19 protein-coding genes are annotated in these 18,010 nt (G+C 66.7%); 17 read left to right on the top strand and 2 right to left on the bottom strand.

Annotation, left to right across the window (positions count from 1 at the left end):
- Window positions 1-105: 105 nt before the first annotated feature.
- The 10 genes from ACQR07_RS21140 to ACQR07_RS21095 all read left to right on the top strand — a co-directional run bounded on the left by ACQR07_RS21140 (window position 106) and on the right by ACQR07_RS21095 (window position 8,211).
- Complete coding sequence (locus ACQR07_RS21140; protein ID WP_434904095.1) at window positions 106-915, top strand: FadR/GntR family transcriptional regulator; 810 nt, start codon at window positions 106-108, stop codon at window positions 913-915.
- Window positions 905-1,402: a 2,4'-dihydroxyacetophenone dioxygenase family protein gene (locus ACQR07_RS21135; RefSeq protein ID WP_434904094.1), complete on the top strand. Its 498-nt coding sequence runs from the start codon at window positions 905-907 to the stop codon at window positions 1,400-1,402. Before ACQR07_RS21140 ends, ACQR07_RS21135 begins: the two co-directional genes overlap by 11 nt.
- A complete protein-coding gene (locus tag ACQR07_RS21130; RefSeq protein ID WP_434904093.1) occupies window positions 1,402-2,175 on the top strand; it encodes an SDR family NAD(P)-dependent oxidoreductase in 774 nt (257 codons plus the stop codon). The genes ACQR07_RS21135 and ACQR07_RS21130 overlap by 1 nt, the downstream gene beginning before the upstream one ends.
- A gap of 100 nt (window positions 2,176-2,275) precedes the next feature.
- Complete coding sequence (locus ACQR07_RS21125) at window positions 2,276-3,079, top strand: ABC transporter permease (protein WP_434904092.1); 804 nt, start codon at window positions 2,276-2,278, stop codon at window positions 3,077-3,079.
- A complete protein-coding gene (locus ACQR07_RS21120) occupies window positions 3,076-3,882 on the top strand; it encodes an ABC transporter permease (RefSeq protein ID WP_434904091.1) in 807 nt (268 codons plus the stop codon). The genes ACQR07_RS21125 and ACQR07_RS21120 overlap by 4 nt, the downstream gene beginning before the upstream one ends.
- Window positions 3,879-4,637 (top strand): ABC transporter ATP-binding protein, encoded by a 759-nt coding sequence (locus tag ACQR07_RS21115; protein ID WP_434904090.1) that lies wholly within the window; start codon window positions 3,879-3,881, stop codon window positions 4,635-4,637. The genes ACQR07_RS21120 and ACQR07_RS21115 overlap by 4 nt, the downstream gene beginning before the upstream one ends.
- Complete coding sequence (locus tag ACQR07_RS21110) at window positions 4,634-4,966, top strand: hypothetical protein (RefSeq protein ID WP_434904089.1); 333 nt, start codon at window positions 4,634-4,636, stop codon at window positions 4,964-4,966. The genes ACQR07_RS21115 and ACQR07_RS21110 overlap by 4 nt, the downstream gene beginning before the upstream one ends.
- A gap of 1 nt (window position 4,967) precedes the next feature.
- The gene (locus ACQR07_RS21105) at window positions 4,968-6,023 is read left to right on the top strand and encodes an ABC transporter substrate-binding protein (protein ID WP_434904088.1); all 1,056 of its coding nucleotides are present in this window, start codon (window positions 4,968-4,970) and stop codon (window positions 6,021-6,023) included.
- A 170-nt stretch (window positions 6,024-6,193) separates the two neighbouring features.
- Window positions 6,194-7,588, top strand: a complete 1,395-nt coding sequence (locus ACQR07_RS21100) for a YadA family autotransporter adhesin (RefSeq protein WP_434904087.1) — start codon at window positions 6,194-6,196, stop codon at window positions 7,586-7,588.
- A complete protein-coding gene (locus ACQR07_RS21095) occupies window positions 7,582-8,211 on the top strand; it encodes a hypothetical protein (RefSeq protein WP_434904086.1) in 630 nt (209 codons plus the stop codon). Before ACQR07_RS21100 ends, ACQR07_RS21095 begins: the two co-directional genes overlap by 7 nt.
- Window positions 8,212-8,367: 156 nt before the next feature.
- Here ACQR07_RS21095 and ACQR07_RS21090 read toward each other — a convergent pair whose 3' ends face one another.
- Window positions 8,368-9,006 (bottom strand): helix-turn-helix domain-containing protein, encoded by a 639-nt coding sequence (locus ACQR07_RS21090; RefSeq protein WP_434904085.1) that lies wholly within the window; start codon window positions 9,004-9,006, stop codon window positions 8,368-8,370.
- A 160-nt stretch (window positions 9,007-9,166) separates the two neighbouring features.
- On the opposite strand from ACQR07_RS21090, the gene ACQR07_RS21085 reads away from it, so the two are divergent.
- From ACQR07_RS21085 to ACQR07_RS21055, 7 genes are all read left to right on the top strand, one after another.
- Window positions 9,167-10,405, top strand: a complete 1,239-nt coding sequence (locus tag ACQR07_RS21085) for a dienelactone hydrolase family protein (protein ID WP_434904084.1) — start codon at window positions 9,167-9,169, stop codon at window positions 10,403-10,405.
- Window positions 10,406-10,498: 93 nt separating this feature from the next.
- Entirely contained in the window at window positions 10,499-12,040 is a 1,542-nt protein-coding gene (locus ACQR07_RS21080; RefSeq protein WP_434904083.1) for an ABC transporter substrate-binding protein, read from the top strand.
- Window positions 12,041-12,054: 14 nt separating this feature from the next.
- Window positions 12,055-13,062, top strand: coding sequence for an ABC transporter permease (locus tag ACQR07_RS21075; RefSeq protein WP_434904082.1), 1,008 nt, complete (start codon window positions 12,055-12,057; stop codon window positions 13,060-13,062).
- Window positions 13,055-13,945 (top strand): ABC transporter permease, encoded by an 891-nt coding sequence (locus ACQR07_RS21070; RefSeq protein ID WP_434904081.1) that lies wholly within the window; start codon window positions 13,055-13,057, stop codon window positions 13,943-13,945. The genes ACQR07_RS21075 and ACQR07_RS21070 overlap by 8 nt, the downstream gene beginning before the upstream one ends.
- Window positions 13,942-14,817 (top strand): ABC transporter ATP-binding protein, encoded by an 876-nt coding sequence (locus ACQR07_RS21065; protein ID WP_434904080.1) that lies wholly within the window; start codon window positions 13,942-13,944, stop codon window positions 14,815-14,817. The genes ACQR07_RS21070 and ACQR07_RS21065 overlap by 4 nt, the downstream gene beginning before the upstream one ends.
- Window positions 14,814-15,674, top strand: a complete 861-nt coding sequence (locus ACQR07_RS21060) for an ATP-binding cassette domain-containing protein (protein ID WP_434904079.1) — start codon at window positions 14,814-14,816, stop codon at window positions 15,672-15,674. The genes ACQR07_RS21065 and ACQR07_RS21060 overlap by 4 nt, the downstream gene beginning before the upstream one ends.
- Complete coding sequence (locus tag ACQR07_RS21055; RefSeq protein ID WP_434904078.1) at window positions 15,671-16,387, top strand: SDR family oxidoreductase; 717 nt, start codon at window positions 15,671-15,673, stop codon at window positions 16,385-16,387. The genes ACQR07_RS21060 and ACQR07_RS21055 overlap by 4 nt, the downstream gene beginning before the upstream one ends.
- An 874-nt stretch (window positions 16,388-17,261) precedes the next feature.
- Here the strand turns inward: ACQR07_RS21055 and ACQR07_RS21050 are convergent.
- Entirely contained in the window at window positions 17,262-18,008 is a 747-nt protein-coding gene (locus tag ACQR07_RS21050) for an SDR family oxidoreductase (protein WP_434904077.1), read from the bottom strand.
- Between the last annotated feature and the right edge of the window lie 2 nt (window positions 18,009-18,010).

The raw sequence follows: 18,010 nt of genomic DNA, 5'->3' as shown, positions 1-18,010 counted from the left end.
AACATCGGATGTTAAACATCCGATGTTTGCCAAGGCCGTTTGGCCCGTGCTAGCCTTCCCGCAAGCAGACCTCGCCAGACGGGTCGCTCAGGGAAGGAACGCCTCTTGGCCAAAGCGCGGCAGAGCACCGCAGGCCTCGTCAAGCCCGGCCGCATCCGGACCGTGCTGACGACGCTCGGCCGCGAGATCGCCCAGGACCTCATTCCCGTCGGCACCGCGTTGCCGCCCGAACCCGATCTCGAGGCACGGTTCGGCGTCGGACGCGGCGTCATTCGCGAAGCCATCAAGACGCTCGCCGCCAAGGGCCTCGTCAGCGTTCGGCCGCGCCATGGCACGCATGTGCTGCCGCGGCATGATTGGAGCCTGCTCGACCGCGACGTGCTGAGCTGGCTGGTCGGTCAGGACGAACCGAACCGTGATCTCCTGCTGGCGATCCAGGAGGTGCGCTCGATCATCGAGCCCGCGGCGGCGGCGCTGGCCGCCGAGCGGGCGACCAAGAACGACCGTTGGCGCATCAACACGGCGCTCGCGGCGATGGAGACCGCGAAGGACCTCGCAAGCGCAATCGCTGCCGACAAGGCTTTCCATCTGGCGATCCTCGACGCGACCCACAACCCGGTGCTGCAAGGCTTCCGCGGCGCCGTCGACACCATTCTCAGCACCGTCTTCCTGGTCGCGGTCGGCAGCGCCGGCTGGTTCAAGGACAATCTGCCGAACCATGCCGCCGCGGCGCGCGCGATCGATGAGGGTAGTCCGGAAAAGGCGCGCACGGCGATGGAGCGCGTGCTCGGCTACACCAAGTCGCGGCTCGCGACCCGGCGCCCCGCGATCGCCGCAGCCTCGCGCAAGCGCGACGCTGGCAACACTGCCAAGAAGACCGATCGAACAGTGAAGAGGAAGCGCGATGTACCGTGACATGAAGGGATCGACCCACGTCCTGGCGTCACCGGAGATCGCCGTCGTGGCGATGCCGACCGACGAGCGCGTCTGGGTGCCCCAAGCCAAGGACGTCTGGTTCCGGCCGCTGATGCTGAACACGCGGCAGGGCCAGTGGTGCAATCTGCTACGCGTCCGCAAGTCGGGTGTGCTGTCGCGCCATTTGCACCCGAACCCGGTCCACGGCTTCGTGCTGAAGGGCAAATGGTTCTATCGCGAGCACGATTGGGTGGCGACGGAAGGCTCCTACGTGTTCGAGCCGCCAGGCGAGATTCATACGCTGACGGTCCCCGACGACACGCCGGAGATGATCACCTTCTTCAACATCCAGGGCTCGATGATCTATCTCGACGAGCAGAACCGCCACACCGGCTATGAGGACGTCTTCACCAAGATCGACATGTGCCGCGCGCACTATGCTGAATGCGGCCTCGGCGCCGACTATGTCGACCAGTTCGTGCGCTGATGACCGGACCTGATCACACCGTTGCCGACCAATCGGGCGCATGGGCGTCGCAATGGTATGCCGGCCGACGTGTGCTGGTGACCGGCGGCACCTCGGGCATCGGCGCCGGCATCGCGCGCGGCTTCCTCGAGGCGGGCTCCGAGGTCACGGCCGTCGGAGTGAGCGAGGATGAAATCGCGGCGGCCGCCGCCGATCCGCTGCTCGGGCGCGCCAGATTGCAACGCCTCGACGTGCGCGACGACGCGGCGGTGCGTTCGCTCGCCGGTTCGCTCGACACGCTCGACGTCGTCGTCAACTGCGCCGGCATGATCCGCCGCGGCGATGAGTTGCAGCCGGAAGTCTTCGCCGACGTCGTCGATGTCAACCTGACGGGATCGATGCGGGTCTGCTCGGCGATGCGGCCGCTGCTGGCGCGCTCCCGGGGCGCGATCGTCAATCTCGCCTCGATGCTGTCGTTCTTCGGCGGCGGCCTCGTGCCCGGCTACGCCGCCAGCAAGGGCGGCATCGCGCAGCTGACCAAATCGCTCGCGATCGCCTATGCCGCTGATGGCATCCGCGTCAACGCGATCGCGCCGGGTTGGATCGCGACGCCCCTGACATCCGCCCTGCAGGCCGATCCGGCGCGCGCCAGGCCTATCCTCGATCGTACCCCGCTCGGGCGCTGGGGCACCCCGGCCGATCTCCTCGGCGGCGTGCTCTATCTGTGCTCGCCGGTGGCCTCCTTCGTCACCGGCACCGTGCTGATCATCGATGGAGGCTACGCGATCACATGAGTTGAGACGAAGCCGCGACGGACAGACGCGCGGCGTCATGACGGGACGTCGATGACACAACGAGACGACTCAGGGAGGTGACGTAGAGGTGCCGGCCAGCGTGAAAATCAGGTCGCCTTGGCTCATGCGCGGCGCGGCGAGCCTCGCCGGCAGCGCGATGTTCGTCGCGCCGCTGCTGGTGCTGCTCGCGCTCTGGGCCATTGTCGTCCCGCTGTTCGAGGTCAACCCGCGGGTGTTCCCGTCGGTCGGGGCCGTCAGCGGCGCGGCGCTCGACGCGATCCGCGACGGCACGCTGATCGCTCATGTCGGCGCCAGCCTGCTGCGGGTCGGGCTCGGCACGCTGATCGGCGTGGTCACCGCGGTGCCGCTCGGCATCGCGATGGGCGTCAGCCCAACGGTTGCGGCGTTCCTGACGCCGCTGTTCCGGTTCTTCTCGGTGCTGGCCGGCATCGCCTGGATCCCGATCGCGACCTTGTGGTTCGGCTACGGCTTCGGCGCCATCGTGTTCGTCATCTTCAACGCCGTGTTCTTCGTCGTCACCTACAACACCCTGCTCGGCGTCCAGACAATCCCGCACACACTGCGCAATGCCGCCGCCTCGCTCGGCGCCGGGCGCTGGGCGATGCTGACGGAGGTGCTGCTGCCGGGCGCGCTGCCGAACATCGTCACCGGCATCCGCACCGGGCTCGGCTTCGCATGGCGCGGACTGATCGCGGCCGAGATGATCGCGACCAATGTCGGCCTCGGCTACATGCTGTTCGTCGCGCGCGACTTCTACCGCACCGAGGTGATCGTGTTCGGCATGATCGTGATCGGCGTGCTGTGGCTGCTGATCGACCGGCTGGTCCTGGTGCGCATCGAACGCGCCACGATCGAGCGCTGGGGCATGGTGAGGCGGGCATGAACCTGTGGCTGCAGATCTGGGGCGGCTATGCCCGGATGACGCGGCGCTGGCCGGCGCTCGCGGCGATCGTTCCCTTCATCCCGGTGGTCGCGCTGTGGACCATCGTGGCCGAAGCCGGGCTGTTTCCGCGCGCATTCTTTCCAGGCCCCTCAGATGTTGCCCGCTCCTTCGTGACGCTGACCTACAAGGGCATCCTGCCGGACTATCTGCAGGATAGCCTGATCCGCCTGTTCGTCGGCGCCTCCGTCGGCATGGCGATCGGCGTGCCCTTGGGCATCCTGATCGGCACCAGCCGTTGGGCGCATCGGATCTGTTGGCCGGTGCTGTTGTTCTTCCAGGCCATCGGCGACATCGCCTGGCTGCCGATCCTCCTGATCTGGTTCGGCTTCGGGCTGACCACGATGACCTTCGTCATCGTCTACACCGTGCTGTTTCCGGTCGTGCTCAATACCGTGCTCGGCGTCGAATCCGTGCCGCGCGATCTCGGCCGCGCCGCGCTCTGCCTCGGCGCCTCGCGCGCCCGCGTCCTCTGGGAGGTCACGCTGCCGGGCGCGCTGCCCAACATCATCACCGGGCTGCGCAACGGGCTCGGCTATGGCTGGCGCGCGCTGATCGCGGTCGAGATGATCGTCGGTACCTCGGGCATCGGCTTCCTGATGTTCGACGCGCGCCGCGCCGGCTCCACGGTCGAGATCGTGCTCGGCATGATCATTCTGGGTTTGCTCTGGTACGTCGTCGACGCCTGGATCCTCGCGCCGCTGGAGCGCGCGACCGGCCAGCGCTGGGGATTGGTGACATCATGAAGACGCTCTCGCTGCGCAATCTCGGCAAGACCTATTTCGATCCCTATGCCGGCGCCCATGTCACCGCCGTGCACGACGTCTCGCTCGACGTGCAGCAGGGCGAGTTCGTCTCCGTGGTCGGCCCGTCCGGCTGCGGCAAGACCACGATCCTCAACATGATCGCCGGCTTCATCCCGCATTCGAAAGGCGAGATCCTGCTCGACGGCACGCCGGTCAACGGCCCGGGGCCGGAGCGCGGCGTCGTGTTCCAGTCGTTCGCGCTGTTCCCGTGGAAGACCGTGCTCGACAATGTCGGCTTCGGCCCGAAGATGCGCGGCGTGCCCAAGGCCGAGCGCGACCGCATTGCCCGCGACTACCTCGCGCTGGCCGGCCTGTCGCATGCCGCCAACCGCTATCCGAACGAATTGTCCGGCGGCATGCAGCAGCGCGTCGGCGTGGTGCGCGCGCTCGCCAACGAGCCGGCGGTGCTGCTGATGGACGAGCCGTTCGCAGCCGTCGATGCGCAGACGCGGATGACCTTGCAGGAGGAGCTGACGCGGATCTGGCAGGACCGCCGGCCGACCGTGCTGTTCATCACCCATGACGTCGGCGAGGCGGTATTCCTCGCCAACCGCGTGGTCGTGCTGTCCAAGGGCCGCATCCTCGACGAGGTCGCGGTCGACCTGCCGCGGCCGCGGGTATGGGATCAGCTCGTCAATGACGATGAGTTCAAGCGGCTGTCGGCGCAGGTGCTGCAGATGGTGCGCGCGGCATGAGCCTCCTGCTGCAGGCGCTGAACTCGACCCGGGGCCGCGTCGTCATCGGCGTGCTCGCGGCGTATTGCAGCTTCCAGCTTTGGCTGACCCTGGCGGCGCCCGGCAAGATCTCGCCCGAGCTCGCCGGCAACTCGGACAAGCTCAACGTCCAGATCGAGCTGCCGTTCACGCCGGAGCGCTTTCACGTGCTGGCGTTCCAGCAATACGGGCGCGTGTCCGGCACCGACGAGCGCTCGATCGAACTGCGTGGTGTCAAACGAAGGGATCTGACCGCGATCGCCCGGCCCTACTGGGTGACGTCGGTCGGACCGATCAAGGAGGGAGGATAGAATGAGACGGCTATTGGTGGCTGCAACCGCGCTCGCGCTGGCCTGCGTGCCGGCGGCTGCGCAGACCCTGACCAAGCTCAAGGCTGGCATGGTCACGGGCATCGATCAGATCGGCCTGCCGATCGCGCTCGAACGCGGCTTCTTCGAGAAGCACGGCCTGGATGTCGCAATCGCGCGGCCCTACGCCACCGGCGTCGATGCGCTCAACGCGCTGCAGGCCGGCGAGAGCGAGATCGTGCAGGTCGGCGTTCCCATGATCGGCGCTGTCCTGCGCGGCATGGATCTCGTCGCGCTCGGCAACTACAGCGGCAACGCGACCAAGGCCGGCTCGGACGCGACCATCGCCATCGTCGCGCGCGAGGGCTCCGGGATCGTGAAGGGCGATCTCTCGACCCTGAAGGGCAAGAAGATCGCGGCCTCGTTCGGCACCATCAACCATCTCTATATTCTTGCAACGCTGGAGAAGGCCGGGCTCAAGCCCGAGGACGTCACCCTCGTCAACACGCCGCCGCCGGACATGACGGTGGCGTTGCTTGCCAAGGGCATCGATGCGTTCTCCGGCTGGGATCCCTGGCCGATCGTGGCCGGCAAGGACGTGCCGGGCGCATTCGAGCTGGTTCGCGGCGGCGACGTCATCGCCTATCTCGGCTTCAACGTGGCGCTGCGGCCGTGGGTGCAGGCCAATGGCGAGACCATCGAGAAGTTTCTCGCCGCGGTGTCCGAGGCCGACCAGTGGATGCGCAAGAACCCGAAGCAGGCGGCGCAGGTCGCGACGCGCTGGATTCCCGGTCTCAAGCAGGAGGTCGCCGAGGCCGCGATGCAGTTCAACATCCAGCAGGCGGACCGCCGGCTGTCGGCGAACAACTACCGCGCGCTGTACAGCGCCGAGGAGCGGCTGCAGCGCCTCGGCATCCTCAAATCGACGTTCGACGTCAATGCGCACATCGAGCCGAAATTCATCCTGAAGGTGATGAAGGACAAGCCCGAGCTGTTCGCCGACCTGCCGCCGATCCCCGAGGCGGCGGCGATAGGCCCCGGCTACGTGTTCAAGCCCTAGCGCTGGGCCATCATGGTTTCCCGGGGGGCCGCCGACCGCGGCCCCCCGGGAGCTGGCGGGTCACGACGGCTTCGGACGGGCCGAGAAGTCGGCTGGTTGCAGCTTTTCCCTGAGAAAGTGCGGCCCTTTATTCCGTCGCGACGTTTTCCGGTTCCATCCGCCAATTTTGTGTGGCGCAGCGGGCACGGTTAAAGATTAGTTGCCGCAAGAAGGTATCTCATTATTTCCAGATATGTCTGACTATGAATAATAGGGGGCAGAATAACAACATCCATAACGCAGCACGGGCCAATATCGGGGGCACCATGGGCGGCAAGCAATTTTTCAAGAAGTCATATCGCCTGCGCCATTCGGCGTTTCTGTTGGTTCTGTTGGGATCAGTCACGCTGCCCGCGATCGACAATCCGGCGTCCGCGCAATTCGTCTGCGGCGGCAGCGCAACAGGTTCGGCGCCCGTCAGCGGTTCCGGATCGTCTTCAGCCAACCAGCATGACGTAACCTGCGGTATTTCGTCCGTGGCACAGGGCGCTGCGGTCGGCACCTCGGGCGGCGCGACCTCGCTGGGCTTCGGTGCCTTCGCACTCGGCGCCAACTCGACGACGATCGGCAGCTTCGCGGGCGCGTCCACGCCGGCAGCCGGCGTCACCAGCATCGGCGCCAATGCCAACGCGACCGGCGCCGCTGCGGGCACTTACAGCACCGCGATCGGCGCCGGTGCCGATCCCAACACCGGTAACCAGGTCCAGTCGACCGGCAATTACAGCGTCGCGATCGGCGGCGGCGACGGCGTCGGCGCGAACGCGGCCAGATCGCTCGGAAACCTGAGCGTCGCGATCGGCGGCAGCACGGTTGCGAATGCGGCGAACAGCACCGTTGTCGGTTCGAACAGTTCAGTGGCCGTCGGCAGCACCGGCAGTGCCGTGTTCGGCACGGGCAACACCGTGAACGGCACCAACGCCGTCTCGATCGGCACCAACTCCACCGTGACCGGAAACAGCGGCATTGCGATCGGCGACACTGCCCAGGCCACCGGCGTCAGCGCCCTGGCCATCGGCACGGGCGCGACGGCCGGATTCGCCGGCTCGACCGCGATCGGCGCCGGGGCCACGACCACTGCCGTCAACCAGGTCTCGATCGGAACCGCTACCAACACCTACAAGATGGCAGGCCTGACCTCGGCGGCGAGCCTCGCCGCGCAGACCGGCGCAACCTCGTTCGTGACCACCGATGCTGCCGGCAACCTGGCGGCGACCAGCTTCAGCCCGGGCAGCTTCCAGACCCAGATCAACTCGCTGTCGGCGCAGATCACCGACAATCGGCTCGAGGCACGCACCGGCACCGCCATCGCGCTCGCCGCCGGATCGATGCCCGCGCTGCTGCCCGGCCGCAAGTTCGCGCTGTCAGCAGGCTACGGCAACTTCCAGGGGGCCAATGCGTTCGCGATTGGCGGCACCGCGCTGATCTACGAGACGAAGGGCTACGCCATCGTCGGCAATGCGGGCGCGGGCATCGGTCTCGAGCGCAACGTCGCGGGTGGCCGCGGAGCCGTCTCCGTCCAGTGGTAAGTCCAGGCCTCGCAGCGATCGCGCGGCGCGCCGGCGCCGCGCTGCTCTTGCTGATCGTGAGCAGCGCCGTCGTTGTTGCGCAGCCGCAACCAACGCCGAACGCCAAGCCCGCCAACATCGATCGCAACGGCGTGCTGATGCTGATCCGCTCGGCGCTGCTGGCGCTCGACCAGGCCAACAAGACCGGCAACTACACCGTTTTGCGCGACCTCGGCTCGCCTGGCTTCCAGGCGGCCAACACTGCCGCGCGACTGTCGGAAATTTTCGCCTCGCAGCGCAATGACAAGCTCGACCTGTCGGGCACTGCCGTCATCGATCCGCAACTCAGCCTGCTGCCGGAGATCGTGCCAAACGGCATGATGCGCATGGCCGGCTTCTTCCCGTCCGTCCCCTCGCAGGTAAACTTTGAACTTCTCTTTGCACCGGTCGACGGCCAATGGCGATTGTTCGGTCTTGCGGTGAACGTCGCACAATCCGCGCCCGTCGCGCCGGCAGCGCCCGTGCCGCCGGCGGCGCCAGCTGCACCCGCAGCCAAGAATGCAGCTCCGGCCAAGAAGCCGGCCGAGGCGAAGCAACCGGAGGCGAAGCCGCCGACACCACCTCCGGCGACGCCGAAAGAGTAGGCAGCGCGGAGTCGCGCCGAAGGCGGGAACTATGGAATTGCGATGAAAGATGGCCGTAGAGCGCGTGCCTGAGGCAAATGCGCTGCAGCTGGTTGCGCGGCTCGCAGTCGGCCTCCTCGCGGCCGCTTCAGAAGATGCGGGTCGATGCGTGGCGTATTAGGGCTGGTGCCGCCGCGTGATCGCGACCCGCGCGCCCTGGGCATAAAGCCCCGACAACTGGTCGAGCTGCGCCGTGGTCGCCGCGCAGCCGTCGATCCAGCCGGGCAGGCCTTCGAACATCGGCGGCAGGGTCGCCGCGCGCAGCGCTGCGTAGTCCTCGGTGACTTCTAGGCCGCGGGCTGTGGCGCGGTAGCGCGTCTCCTTGCGCGAGGAGCGGCCCTCGGTCTCGATCAGCCCGGCGCGCACCAGCTTGCGCGTGGCATATTGCAGATTGGGCACGTCGACGCGGTTGAGCAATTGCCCGACCTCGGTGAGCCGCTTCGGCTCGTCGCCCATGCGGACGACGTTGAGGACTGCGACGTCGTCACCGGTCAGCGGCACCTCGCAGACGGCGGCGAGGCAGGACGCCTTCCAGCGATAATAGGACTGCGCCAGACGTTCGAGGGCGAACTCGAAATCCGACAGCCTGCGTTCAGCGTCGCTGCGGGCGAGATGCCACGAGCCTTTGCCATCCAATCGGCCGTCGTCCTCGGTGCCGGCGACGTTCTCCGGCTGTAGGGCCGTCCTGCTCTTCGCCGATTTCGCCTTCACGGCCGCGGACTTGCGCGCTGCTGCGGCGTTGGTCGTCCTTTTCAATATCCCGTCTCCCGATGCCGCTTCGCACAACGCGTGTGCAGCGCATGCTCAATCTCTGCTGTTTACATCCGATATTTTTACATTAAAAATTCAATGAAGAAAACACATCAGGTGCGGCGCCACTGTGGACGCCGGCCGAGCGTAACCGGGGAGCATCACGATGGCTGGCAATGGACAGTGGATCGACATCGCCGCCGCCGATGGCGGCACGTTCAAGGGCTACCTGGCGGTGCCCGCGTCCGGCTCTGGCCCCGGCATCGTGCTCCTGCAGGAGATTTTTGGCGTCAACGCCTCGATGCGCGATGTCGCCGACTACTATGCCGAGGAAGGCTATGTGGTGCTGGCGCCGGACCTGTTCTGGCGCTTCGAGCCGGGCATCGAGCTCGGCTATGGCGAGGCCGATTTCGGCAAGGCGTTCGGCTACTACCAGCGCTTCGACGTCAATCTCGCGATCAAGGATACGGCTGATGCGCTGAAGGTGTTGCGCGCGCGTCCCGAGTGCAAGGGCAAGGTCGGCGCGCTCGGCTTCTGCCTCGGCGGCAAGCTGGCCTATCTCACGGCCGCCCGCACCGATGTCGATTGCGCCGTTTGCTATTACGGCGTCGGCATCGAGGCCGATATCGCTGAAGCCAAGGCCATCAAGGGCCCGATCGTCTTCCACTTTGCCGAGCTCGACAAGTTTGCGCCGGCGGAAGCGCGCGAGGCGGTCAAGGCCGGCTTTGCGGGCCGCGACGATGCCGAGTTCTATCTCTATCCCGGCTGCGACCACGCCTTCGCCGCGCCGGAGCGCGCCAGCTTCGACAAGCCCGCGACCCTGATGGCGCATTCGCGCTCGATCGCGCTGTTCCGCAAGGTGCTTGGCCCGCACTACGATCTGTCGTCGCTGTGGGACCGCCACACCGAGCTCGAATTCGTTACCCGCTCGGCGGAGGCGACGATGGGCACGATGGTCGCCGAGCCCTATGTCAACCACATCCCGACCATGACCGGCGGCGTCGGCTACAAGGACCTGTTGCGGTTCTACGCCAATCACTTCATCCCGAAGACGCCGGCCGATACCAAGCTAGTGCCGATCTCGCGCACCATCGGTGCCGACCGCGTCGTCGACGAGATGCTGTTCTGCTTCACCCACGACATCGAGATCGACTGGATGCTGCCGGGCATTCCGCCGACCGGCAAATATGTCGAGATCCCCCTGGTCGCGATCGTGCGCTTCCGCGGCGACAAGCTCTACAACGAGCACATCTATTGGGATCAGGCCTCGGTGCTGGTGCAGATCGGCGTGCTCGATCCGGCCAGGCTGCCGGTCGCGGGTATCGAGACCGCCAAGAAGCTGGTCGATGAATCGCTGCCCTCGAACACGCTGATGAAGCGCTGGGCCGAGAGCGCGCCGCGCTGATCGTCGGGTTCAATGGCGCCGGCAAGGCGCCATGCATTGCTCTGATCCGTTCTTTGCTCGTCCGTCGTTCGCTCATTCCGGAGTTGCATCACCATGCGTGACCATCAGATCTCTCGCCGTACGATGTTGCAGCTCGCGGGCGCGGCTGCTCTGCCACTCGGCACCGGCCTGCCGCTGTCATCAGCCCGCGCTGCCGCGGGCACCCTGACCATCGCCTACAACGTCAACCTGCCGTCGTTCGATCCGACGGTCGGCGTGTCGGCGGTCAATCCGACCATCCAGTCGATCTACCAGGCAGTCTTCGATCCCTTCATCGGCCAGGCCGCTGACCTCTCGTTCACGCCGGGTCTGCTGACCAAGTGGGGCTGGAACGAGGACCGCACCAAGATCACGATGGAGCTGCGCTCCGACGCGACCTGGCACGACGGCTCCAAGGTGACGCCGGAGGACGTGGTCTGGTCGCTGACCCGCGCCGCCGATCCGAAGGGCGGCAACCCGATTCAGTTCGTGTGGTCGAAGATCAACAACTTCAAGATCGACGGCCAGACCATCACGGCCGATGTCGTCGAATTCGAGCCGGTGCTGTTCAAGTGGATGGCGTTCCTCACCGGCTACGTCCTGCCGAAGGCATACTACGAGAAGGTCGGCGCCGAGGGTTTCGAAAAGGCGCCGATCGGCTCGGGTCCGTACAAGGTCGATGCGTTCGAGCGCAACGCGTTCCTGCGGCTGAAGGCGCATCCCGGTTATTGGGGGCCGAAGCCGGCGTTCGAGACCGTCGTGTTCAAGTTCGTCACCGATCCGACCAGCCGCGTCGCCGAGATCGAGTCCGGTGGCTCCGACATCACCTTCGAGATTCCCTACGAGGAGTTCGATCGCCTCAAGGCCAAGCCGAACCTCGCCGGCGTGACGCAGCCGATCTCCGACATCGGCATGATCTTCCTCACCGACATCGAGCCGATGCTCGACCGCAACGTCCGGCTCGCCGCCAACCTCGCCATCGACAAGAAGGCGATCGTCGAGAAGCTCTTGCGTGGCTATGGCGTGCCGATCGACACGCTGGAAGCGCCGGGCTATGCGGCGTTCGATCCGTCGATCAAGACAGCCTATGATCCCGAGCTCGCGAAGAGCCTGCTCGCCAAGAGCGGCTACTCGACGGCGAAGCCGGTCAAGTTCACCATCCAGACCACGCGCGGCTTCAAGCCGAAGGACTACGAGATGGTGCAGGCGATCGCCGGCATGTGGCGCAAGGTCGGCATCGAGGCCAACATCGAGGTCTACGAGATCGCCCAGCATTTCGAGCTGCGCGCGCGCCACGCGCTGGCCCCGGCGGCGTTCTACAATTGGGGCAATGCGATCGGCGATCCCACGACGTCGACCGGCTTTGCGATGTTCGGCCCGTCGCCGCATTCGGCCTGGAAGGGCAAGGACCTGATCGAGCGCATCGGGCCGCTGTGGGGCGAGAAGGACGAAGCCAAGCGCATCGCGGGCTGGAAGGCGGTTGACAAGTACATTGCGGAAGAGGGCGAGGTGATCCCGCTGCTGCAATATGTCCAGCCGATCGTGCACAAGAAGGGGCTGAAGGTGGTGCCGCAGGCCAATGGCATGATCCTGCCGCAGCTCGTGACACAAGGCTGAGAGGGAGCCGGGCGATGCGCTGGAGCGCCATTCTCAAGCGCCTCGCTCTGATCCCGCCGACCCTGTTCGGCGTCGGTGCCATCGTGTTCGTGCTGCTGCGCGTTGTCCCCGGCGATCCCATCGCGATGATGATCCCGCCGGGCGCCTCGCCTGCTGACATCACACGGCTGCGCGCGCTCTACGGACTCGACCAGCCGCTGCTGTCGCAGTTCATCACCTGGCTCGGCCAAGTCTCCACTGGAGACTTCGGCCGCTCGATCAGCCTGCGCCAGCAGGTGTTCGAGCTGGTCGGCGCGCGGCTGCCGGCGACGCTCGAGATTGCCGCGCTCTCCGTGATCATGGCGCTGCTGATGGGCGGAGCGGTGGCGCTGGTCGGCAGCCTGCTGCGCGGCACCCGCGCGGAGTGGCTGCTCGACACCGGCAACGGGGTCTTCCTCGCGATTCCCGATTTCCTGTGGGCGCTGATCCTGCTGCTCGGCTTCGGCGTGCTGCTGCCGCTGTTGCCGATCTCCGGCCGGCTCGATCCGCAGCTCGCGGTCGCCTTCCGCACTCACTTCTATCTGATCGAGAGCCTGCTCACCTTGCGTCTCGACGTCGCTGCCGACCTGCTACGCCACATGCTGCTGCCGTCGCTGGCGCTGGCGCTGCCGTTCGCCGCGCTGGTCGCGCGCCTCCTCAAGGCGCAGCTCGCCGAAGCCGAGGACCAGGACTACGCCCAGATCGCCCGCACTCGCGGCTTCTCGCGCGCCACCATCCTGCAGCGCGAGGTGTTCCCGAACGCGCTGATCCCGACGGTGGCGCTGTCGGGCGTGCAGGTCACCTTGCTGCTTGGCGGCACCGTGCTGGTCGAGCGCATCTTCTCCTATGAGGGCATCGGCAACATGGCGATCGATGCCGTCATCAACCGCGACTTCCCGCTGATCCAGGGGCTGATCCTGACCTTCGCCGTCCTGTTCATCGCGCTCAATCTCGCCGTCGACCTGCTGGTGGCGCTGCTCGATCCGAGACTGCGTCATGGTTGATCTGGCTCTTTCTGGCCCGATCACAACCCAGCCGTCGCGCTGGCGTCGCGCGCTTGCGCGCGGCGGGGCACGGCTGTGGATCGGCGGCGGCCTTGTCGCGCTGCTGTTGCTGATCGCGCTATTCGCGCAGGTCATCGCTCCGCATGATCCAGCCGAGCAGGACCTGATGTCGGCGCAATTGCCGCCGGCCTTCATGCGCGGCGGCGAGACGGCGTTTCCGTTGGGCACCGACAGCCTCGGCCGCTGCGTGCTGTCGCGGCTGATGTATTCCGCGCGCACGGCCGTCTCCGTGGCGCTGATTGCCTCGCTGCTCGCCGCGATCATCGGCATCGCGCTCGGCCTGATCGCCGGCGCCTTCGGTGGCTGGATCGATCAGCTGGTGTCGCGGCTGATCGACGTCTGGATGGCGTTTCCGCCGGTGCTGCTGTCGATCGTGCTCGCCGCCGTGATCGGCGCCGGCCTCACCTCGGTGATCGCAGCGATCGTCGTCGTCGACTGGACGCGCTTTGCCCGCATCATCAGAGCCGAAACCCAGGCCCAGCTCGCGCGCGACTACGCGGCTGCGGCGCGCGTCCTCGGCCTGACCCGTGGGCAGGTGCTGCGGCTGGAGATCGTGCCCAACCTCGTGCCGCTGATCGTCACGCTTCTCGCCGTCGAGATGGGCATCGCGATCCTCGTCGAGGTGATCCTGTCCTTCGTCGGCATCTCCGTCACCGGCGACACCGCGAGCTGGGGCGGCATGATCACCGAGGGGCGGCAGATCGTCTATCAGGCGCCGTGGATCATGGCGCTGCCGATTCTCGCCGTCATCGTCAGCGTCATCGGCTTCAATCTGTTCGGCGACGGTCTGCGCGCCGCGCTCGATCCGGTGCAGCGCCGATGACCGCCGTGCTCGACATCGACAATCTCCACGTCGCGATCGGCGCCGCCAACGTGCTGCGCGGCGTCTCCTTGCGCGTCGAGGCCGGCGAGGTGCGCGGCCTCGTCGGCGAATCCGGCGCCGGCAAGTCGATGGTCGGCCGCACCATCTTCGGCCTGTTGCCGGCGAAGGCCAGGATCACAGCCGGCCGCGTGCAGTTCGAGGGCCGGGACCTGCTGGCGATGCCGGACAAGGCGCGCCGCGATCTGCTCGGCCGTCGAATCGCGCTGATCCCTCAGGATCCGATGACCTCGCTCAATCCGGTCCGGCGCATCGGCACGCAGATGGCGGCGGTGCTGCAGCTGCATCTGAAGCTGTCCAAGCGTGTCGCGCTCGACCGCGCCGCGGAACTGCTCGCCGAGGTCGCGATCCGCGATCCCGCTGGCGTTCTCCATCTCTATCCGCACGAGCTCTCCGGCGGCATGCGTCAGCGCGTGCTGATCGCGATGGCGTTCGCCTGCGATCCGTCGCTGGTGATCGCCGACGAGCCGACGACCGCGCTCGATGTCACCGTGCAGCGGCAGGTGCTGCAGCTCGTCGAGCGGATGCGCCAGCGTCACGGCGCCGCGATCCTGTTCGTGACCCATGATCTCGGCGTCGTCGCCAAGATCTGCCGCAGCATGACCGTGCTGCATGCCGGCCGCGTGCTCGAGGACGGCTTCACGGCGGACGTGCTGGTGAAGCCGCATCATGCTTATACCCGCGCACTGCTGGCGGCGACGCCGCGCGCCGATCGTCCCGCTGATAGCCTGAAGCCAGTGCCGCCGGCGTTGATCGAGAGCCTGTGGACGGAAGCGCATCGGCTCGATCAGCTCGCGGCGGGGAGGCCGGCATGAGCGAGATCCTGTTGCGCGCCGGCCAGCTCGGCTTCGCCTATCCGGCGCGCGCGGCGTCGCTGTTTGGCAAGCCGGTCATGCGCGAAATCATCAAGTCGGTCGATCTCGCCGTGCCGCGTGGCGCCGTGCTCGGCCTCGTCGGTGAATCCGGCTCGGGCAAGACCACGCTCGGGCGGCTGCTCGTGCGATTGCTCGAGCCGACGTCGGGCGGCATCCAGTTCGACGGCGTCGAGATCAGCCATCTCTCCGAGGCCGCGCTGCGTCCGTTGCGCGCGCGTATCCAGATGATCTTCCAGGATCCCCAATCCTCGCTCAATCCGCGGCTGCCGCTCGCGGTCACCTTGACTCGACAGCTTCAAGTGTACGGACAGCTGAAAGGCCGTCGCGATCGCCGCGACAAGGCCGCGGCGCTGCTCGACCTCGTCGGCCTGCCCACATCGTTCGTCGACCGCTATCCGCACGAACTGTCAGGCGGCCAGCGCCAGCGCGCCGGCATCGCGCGCGCTCTGGCGCTGCAGCCAGATTTCATCGTCGCCGACGAGATCGTCTCCGGGCTCGACGTCTCGACCCAGGCGCATATCCTGATGTTGTTGAAGGAGCTCAGGGCGAAGCTCGGGCTCACCGTCGTCTTCATCAGCCACGACCTGTCGGTGATCCGTGTGCTCTGCGACGAGGTCGCGATCCTCAAGGGCGGCGAGGTTGTCGAGCACGGCCCGGTCGGCCGCATCTTCTCCCATCCGCAACATGCTTACACGCGGCAGTTATTGGCCGCCATTCCACTCCCCGATGTCGAGCCGGGCTGGCTCGACGACACCCCGTCCCGTCAGCAACCGCAGCAGCAGGGATCCGCCGCATGAGTGCATCGATCAAGAACTCCGTCGTCGTCATCACCGGCGCCACCGGCGCCATCGCCACGGCGCTCATCGCCGAGTTGCTCGCGCGCGGCGCGGCGAAGGTTTATGCCGCCGCGCGCGACGTCTCGGGGCTTGCGGCCACCGACAAGGTCGTGCCGCTGAAGCTCGACGTCACCAGCGATGCCGATGCGGCCGCCGCCGCTGCAAAAGCGTCCGATGCGACCTTGCTGATCAACAATGCCGGCATCAATCACAACACCGCCTTCATGCTCGCGCCAGATCTCGCCATCGCCACCGAGGAGATCGAGATCAACTACCTCGCGCCGCTGCGGCTGACCCGCGCCTTCGCACCGGTTCTGATCAAGAACCACGGTGCCGTGCTCAACATCCTGACCATCCTGGCGCGGGTGAACCTGCCGCTGATGGGCTCCTATTGCGCCTCCAAGGCTGCGGCGCTGAGCCTCACCCAAGGCCTGCGCGGCGAGCTGACGCCGAAGGGCGTCCGCGTCGCCGGCGCGCTGCCCGGTGCGGTCGACACGCGCATGACGGCCGGACTCCCCATTCCGAAGATGACGCCGGCCGACGCCGCGAAAGAAATCCTCGACGGCTACGAGGCCGGCGAGGAGGACATCTATGTCGGCGACATGGCCCGCGGCCTCGCCGCCGGCCTCGCGCAGGATCACAAGGCGGTGGAGAAACAGCTCGCGTCGGGGTGACGCGCGTGGTGCTTCAACGATCCAGTCGTGAAAATGGATTGCGGCCGCGACGCGCAATTCTGCCTGTTAGTTTCTCCGTCATGCCCGGGCTTGTCCCGCCTGCGCGGCCGAAGCCGCTTCGGCGCGGCGAAGGCCCGGGCATCCACGTCGCACCGAGGATGCCGATCGACGTGGATGGCCGGGACAAGCCCGGCCATGACGACTTGGAGGCGAACGGGCACAATACTCCGATCTTCATATGTGATCGGAGTGGGATAATCTCTCCCCACGATGAGCTTTCCAGGGGCACGGCGGGCCGCCGCCCGTTGAAGAAACTCGCCTCGCTGTAGATTCTGAAAAATAAAAATATCTTGCTATTTTTCGGAATTTGTGGTTCTCTACCGCATCCCGCCTCGTTGCGGAGGGGCGTATCGCGGTCGTCACGACACGCGGGGCGGGGAGCGGTGGGCGTGGTGGATTGCAGCGCGGGGTTGCCCGCGCCGACGAACGATCTGTCACGCACGGTCAAGTCGCGCGGTCCTGACATCCCGACGCTGATGTCAACCCACGGCGGAGCTTCGCTTCGCGTGGGGATGGTGGCCAGAAAGCCCGGCGCACCAGGGAGAACGCGAAGCAGCCGTTAGACCATCGCGCAGGGAAGGCCGGGTGAGTCCGGCTGCACCTGTGGTTCTGCCGCCTGCATTTTTTTCGCAGGCGGGCCGCAGGCGCCAGTCGGCGCCTGGCCTTCCCTGCGCCCTCTCGCAGTTCGAAGAGGGTCTCGTCTCTCATAGCTCGGGCCATCCTGCCGCGAGATCGATCCGTCATGTCGCCATGCCGTTTGCGAGCAGACACGGAAGAGACGCGTGAGGCGGACCTCAGGCCGTTGCTCCGCCCATCACAGCTTCAGCCTCTTGAACAGTGCTTCCGGGATCAGCTTGATGATCGTCATCACCAGCCAGAAGCGGCGGCCGACATAGATCACGTCACGCGGGCGTTCCTCGGCGGCGGCGAAGATGTCGGCGGCGACGCGTGCAGGGCTGACGGTGAGCGGCGCCGGCAGCTTCAGATGCGCGGTCATGCGGGTGCGCACGAAGCCGGGCTTGACGGTGACCACGCGCACCGCGCCGGCGAGCGCCATGCGGTTGCGCAGGCCGGACAGGAATTGCGAGAAGCCGGCCTTGGCCGCGCCATAGACGTAGTTGGAGCCGCGGCCCCTGTCGCCGGCCACCGAGCTGACGCCGACGAGGGTGCCGGAGCCGCGCGCCGCGAAGGCGTTGGCAAACAGCCCGAGCAGCAGGCTCGGCGCCTCGAAATTGGTGCGCATGATCATCGCCGCATGCGCGACGTCGTGCTCGGCGCGGGCCTGGTCGCCGAGTTCTCCGATCATCGAGATCACGGTGTCGGGCAGGGCGGAAAAATCCTCAACGAAGCTCGCGAGCGCCGCGGTGTCCAGGACGTCGAGCGCATGCACGGCGACCTCGGTGCCGGTGCGGGCTTTGATGTCGTCGGCGTTGCGCCGTGCCGCTGCCGTGTCGCGCGCCGCGAGCGCGACCTGCCATCCGCGTTCGGCATAGCGCAGCGCGGTGGCATGGCCGATGTCGGAGCTGCCGCCGATCACGAGCACGGTCTTCGAAGCAGTCATGG

The organism is Bradyrhizobium sp. HKCCYLS20291 (assembly GCF_051167715.1).
Taxonomy (GTDB): Bacteria; Pseudomonadota; Alphaproteobacteria; order Rhizobiales; family Xanthobacteraceae; genus Bradyrhizobium.
Note: the sequence above shows the minus strand (reverse complement) of the source record. Positions and strands in the feature narration are given on the sequence as shown.

Coding starts and splice junctions, on each gene's coding strand:
- ACQR07_RS21135 (WP_434904094.1), top strand. CDS start 905: ATGTACCGTGACATGAAGGGATCGACCCACGTCCTGGCGTCACCGGAG.
- ACQR07_RS21130 (WP_434904093.1), top strand. CDS start 1,402: ATGACCGGACCTGATCACACCGTTGCCGACCAATCGGGCGCATGGGCG.
- ACQR07_RS21120 (WP_434904091.1), top strand. CDS start 3,076: ATGAACCTGTGGCTGCAGATCTGGGGCGGCTATGCCCGGATGACGCGG.
- ACQR07_RS21115 (WP_434904090.1), top strand. CDS start 3,879: ATGAAGACGCTCTCGCTGCGCAATCTCGGCAAGACCTATTTCGATCCC.
- ACQR07_RS21110 (WP_434904089.1), top strand. CDS start 4,634: ATGAGCCTCCTGCTGCAGGCGCTGAACTCGACCCGGGGCCGCGTCGTC.
- ACQR07_RS21105 (WP_434904088.1), top strand. CDS start 4,968: ATGAGACGGCTATTGGTGGCTGCAACCGCGCTCGCGCTGGCCTGCGTG.
- ACQR07_RS21085 (WP_434904084.1), top strand. CDS start 9,167: ATGGCTGGCAATGGACAGTGGATCGACATCGCCGCCGCCGATGGCGGC.
- ACQR07_RS21080 (WP_434904083.1), top strand. CDS start 10,499: ATGCGTGACCATCAGATCTCTCGCCGTACGATGTTGCAGCTCGCGGGC.
- ACQR07_RS21075 (WP_434904082.1), top strand. CDS start 12,055: ATGCGCTGGAGCGCCATTCTCAAGCGCCTCGCTCTGATCCCGCCGACC.
- ACQR07_RS21070 (WP_434904081.1), top strand. CDS start 13,055: ATGGTTGATCTGGCTCTTTCTGGCCCGATCACAACCCAGCCGTCGCGC.
- ACQR07_RS21065 (WP_434904080.1), top strand. CDS start 13,942: ATGACCGCCGTGCTCGACATCGACAATCTCCACGTCGCGATCGGCGCC.
- ACQR07_RS21060 (WP_434904079.1), top strand. CDS start 14,814: ATGAGCGAGATCCTGTTGCGCGCCGGCCAGCTCGGCTTCGCCTATCCG.
- ACQR07_RS21055 (WP_434904078.1), top strand. CDS start 15,671: ATGAGTGCATCGATCAAGAACTCCGTCGTCGTCATCACCGGCGCCACC.
- ACQR07_RS21050 (WP_434904077.1), bottom strand. CDS start 18,008: ATGACTGCTTCGAAGACCGTGCTCGTGATCGGCGGCAGCTCCGACATC.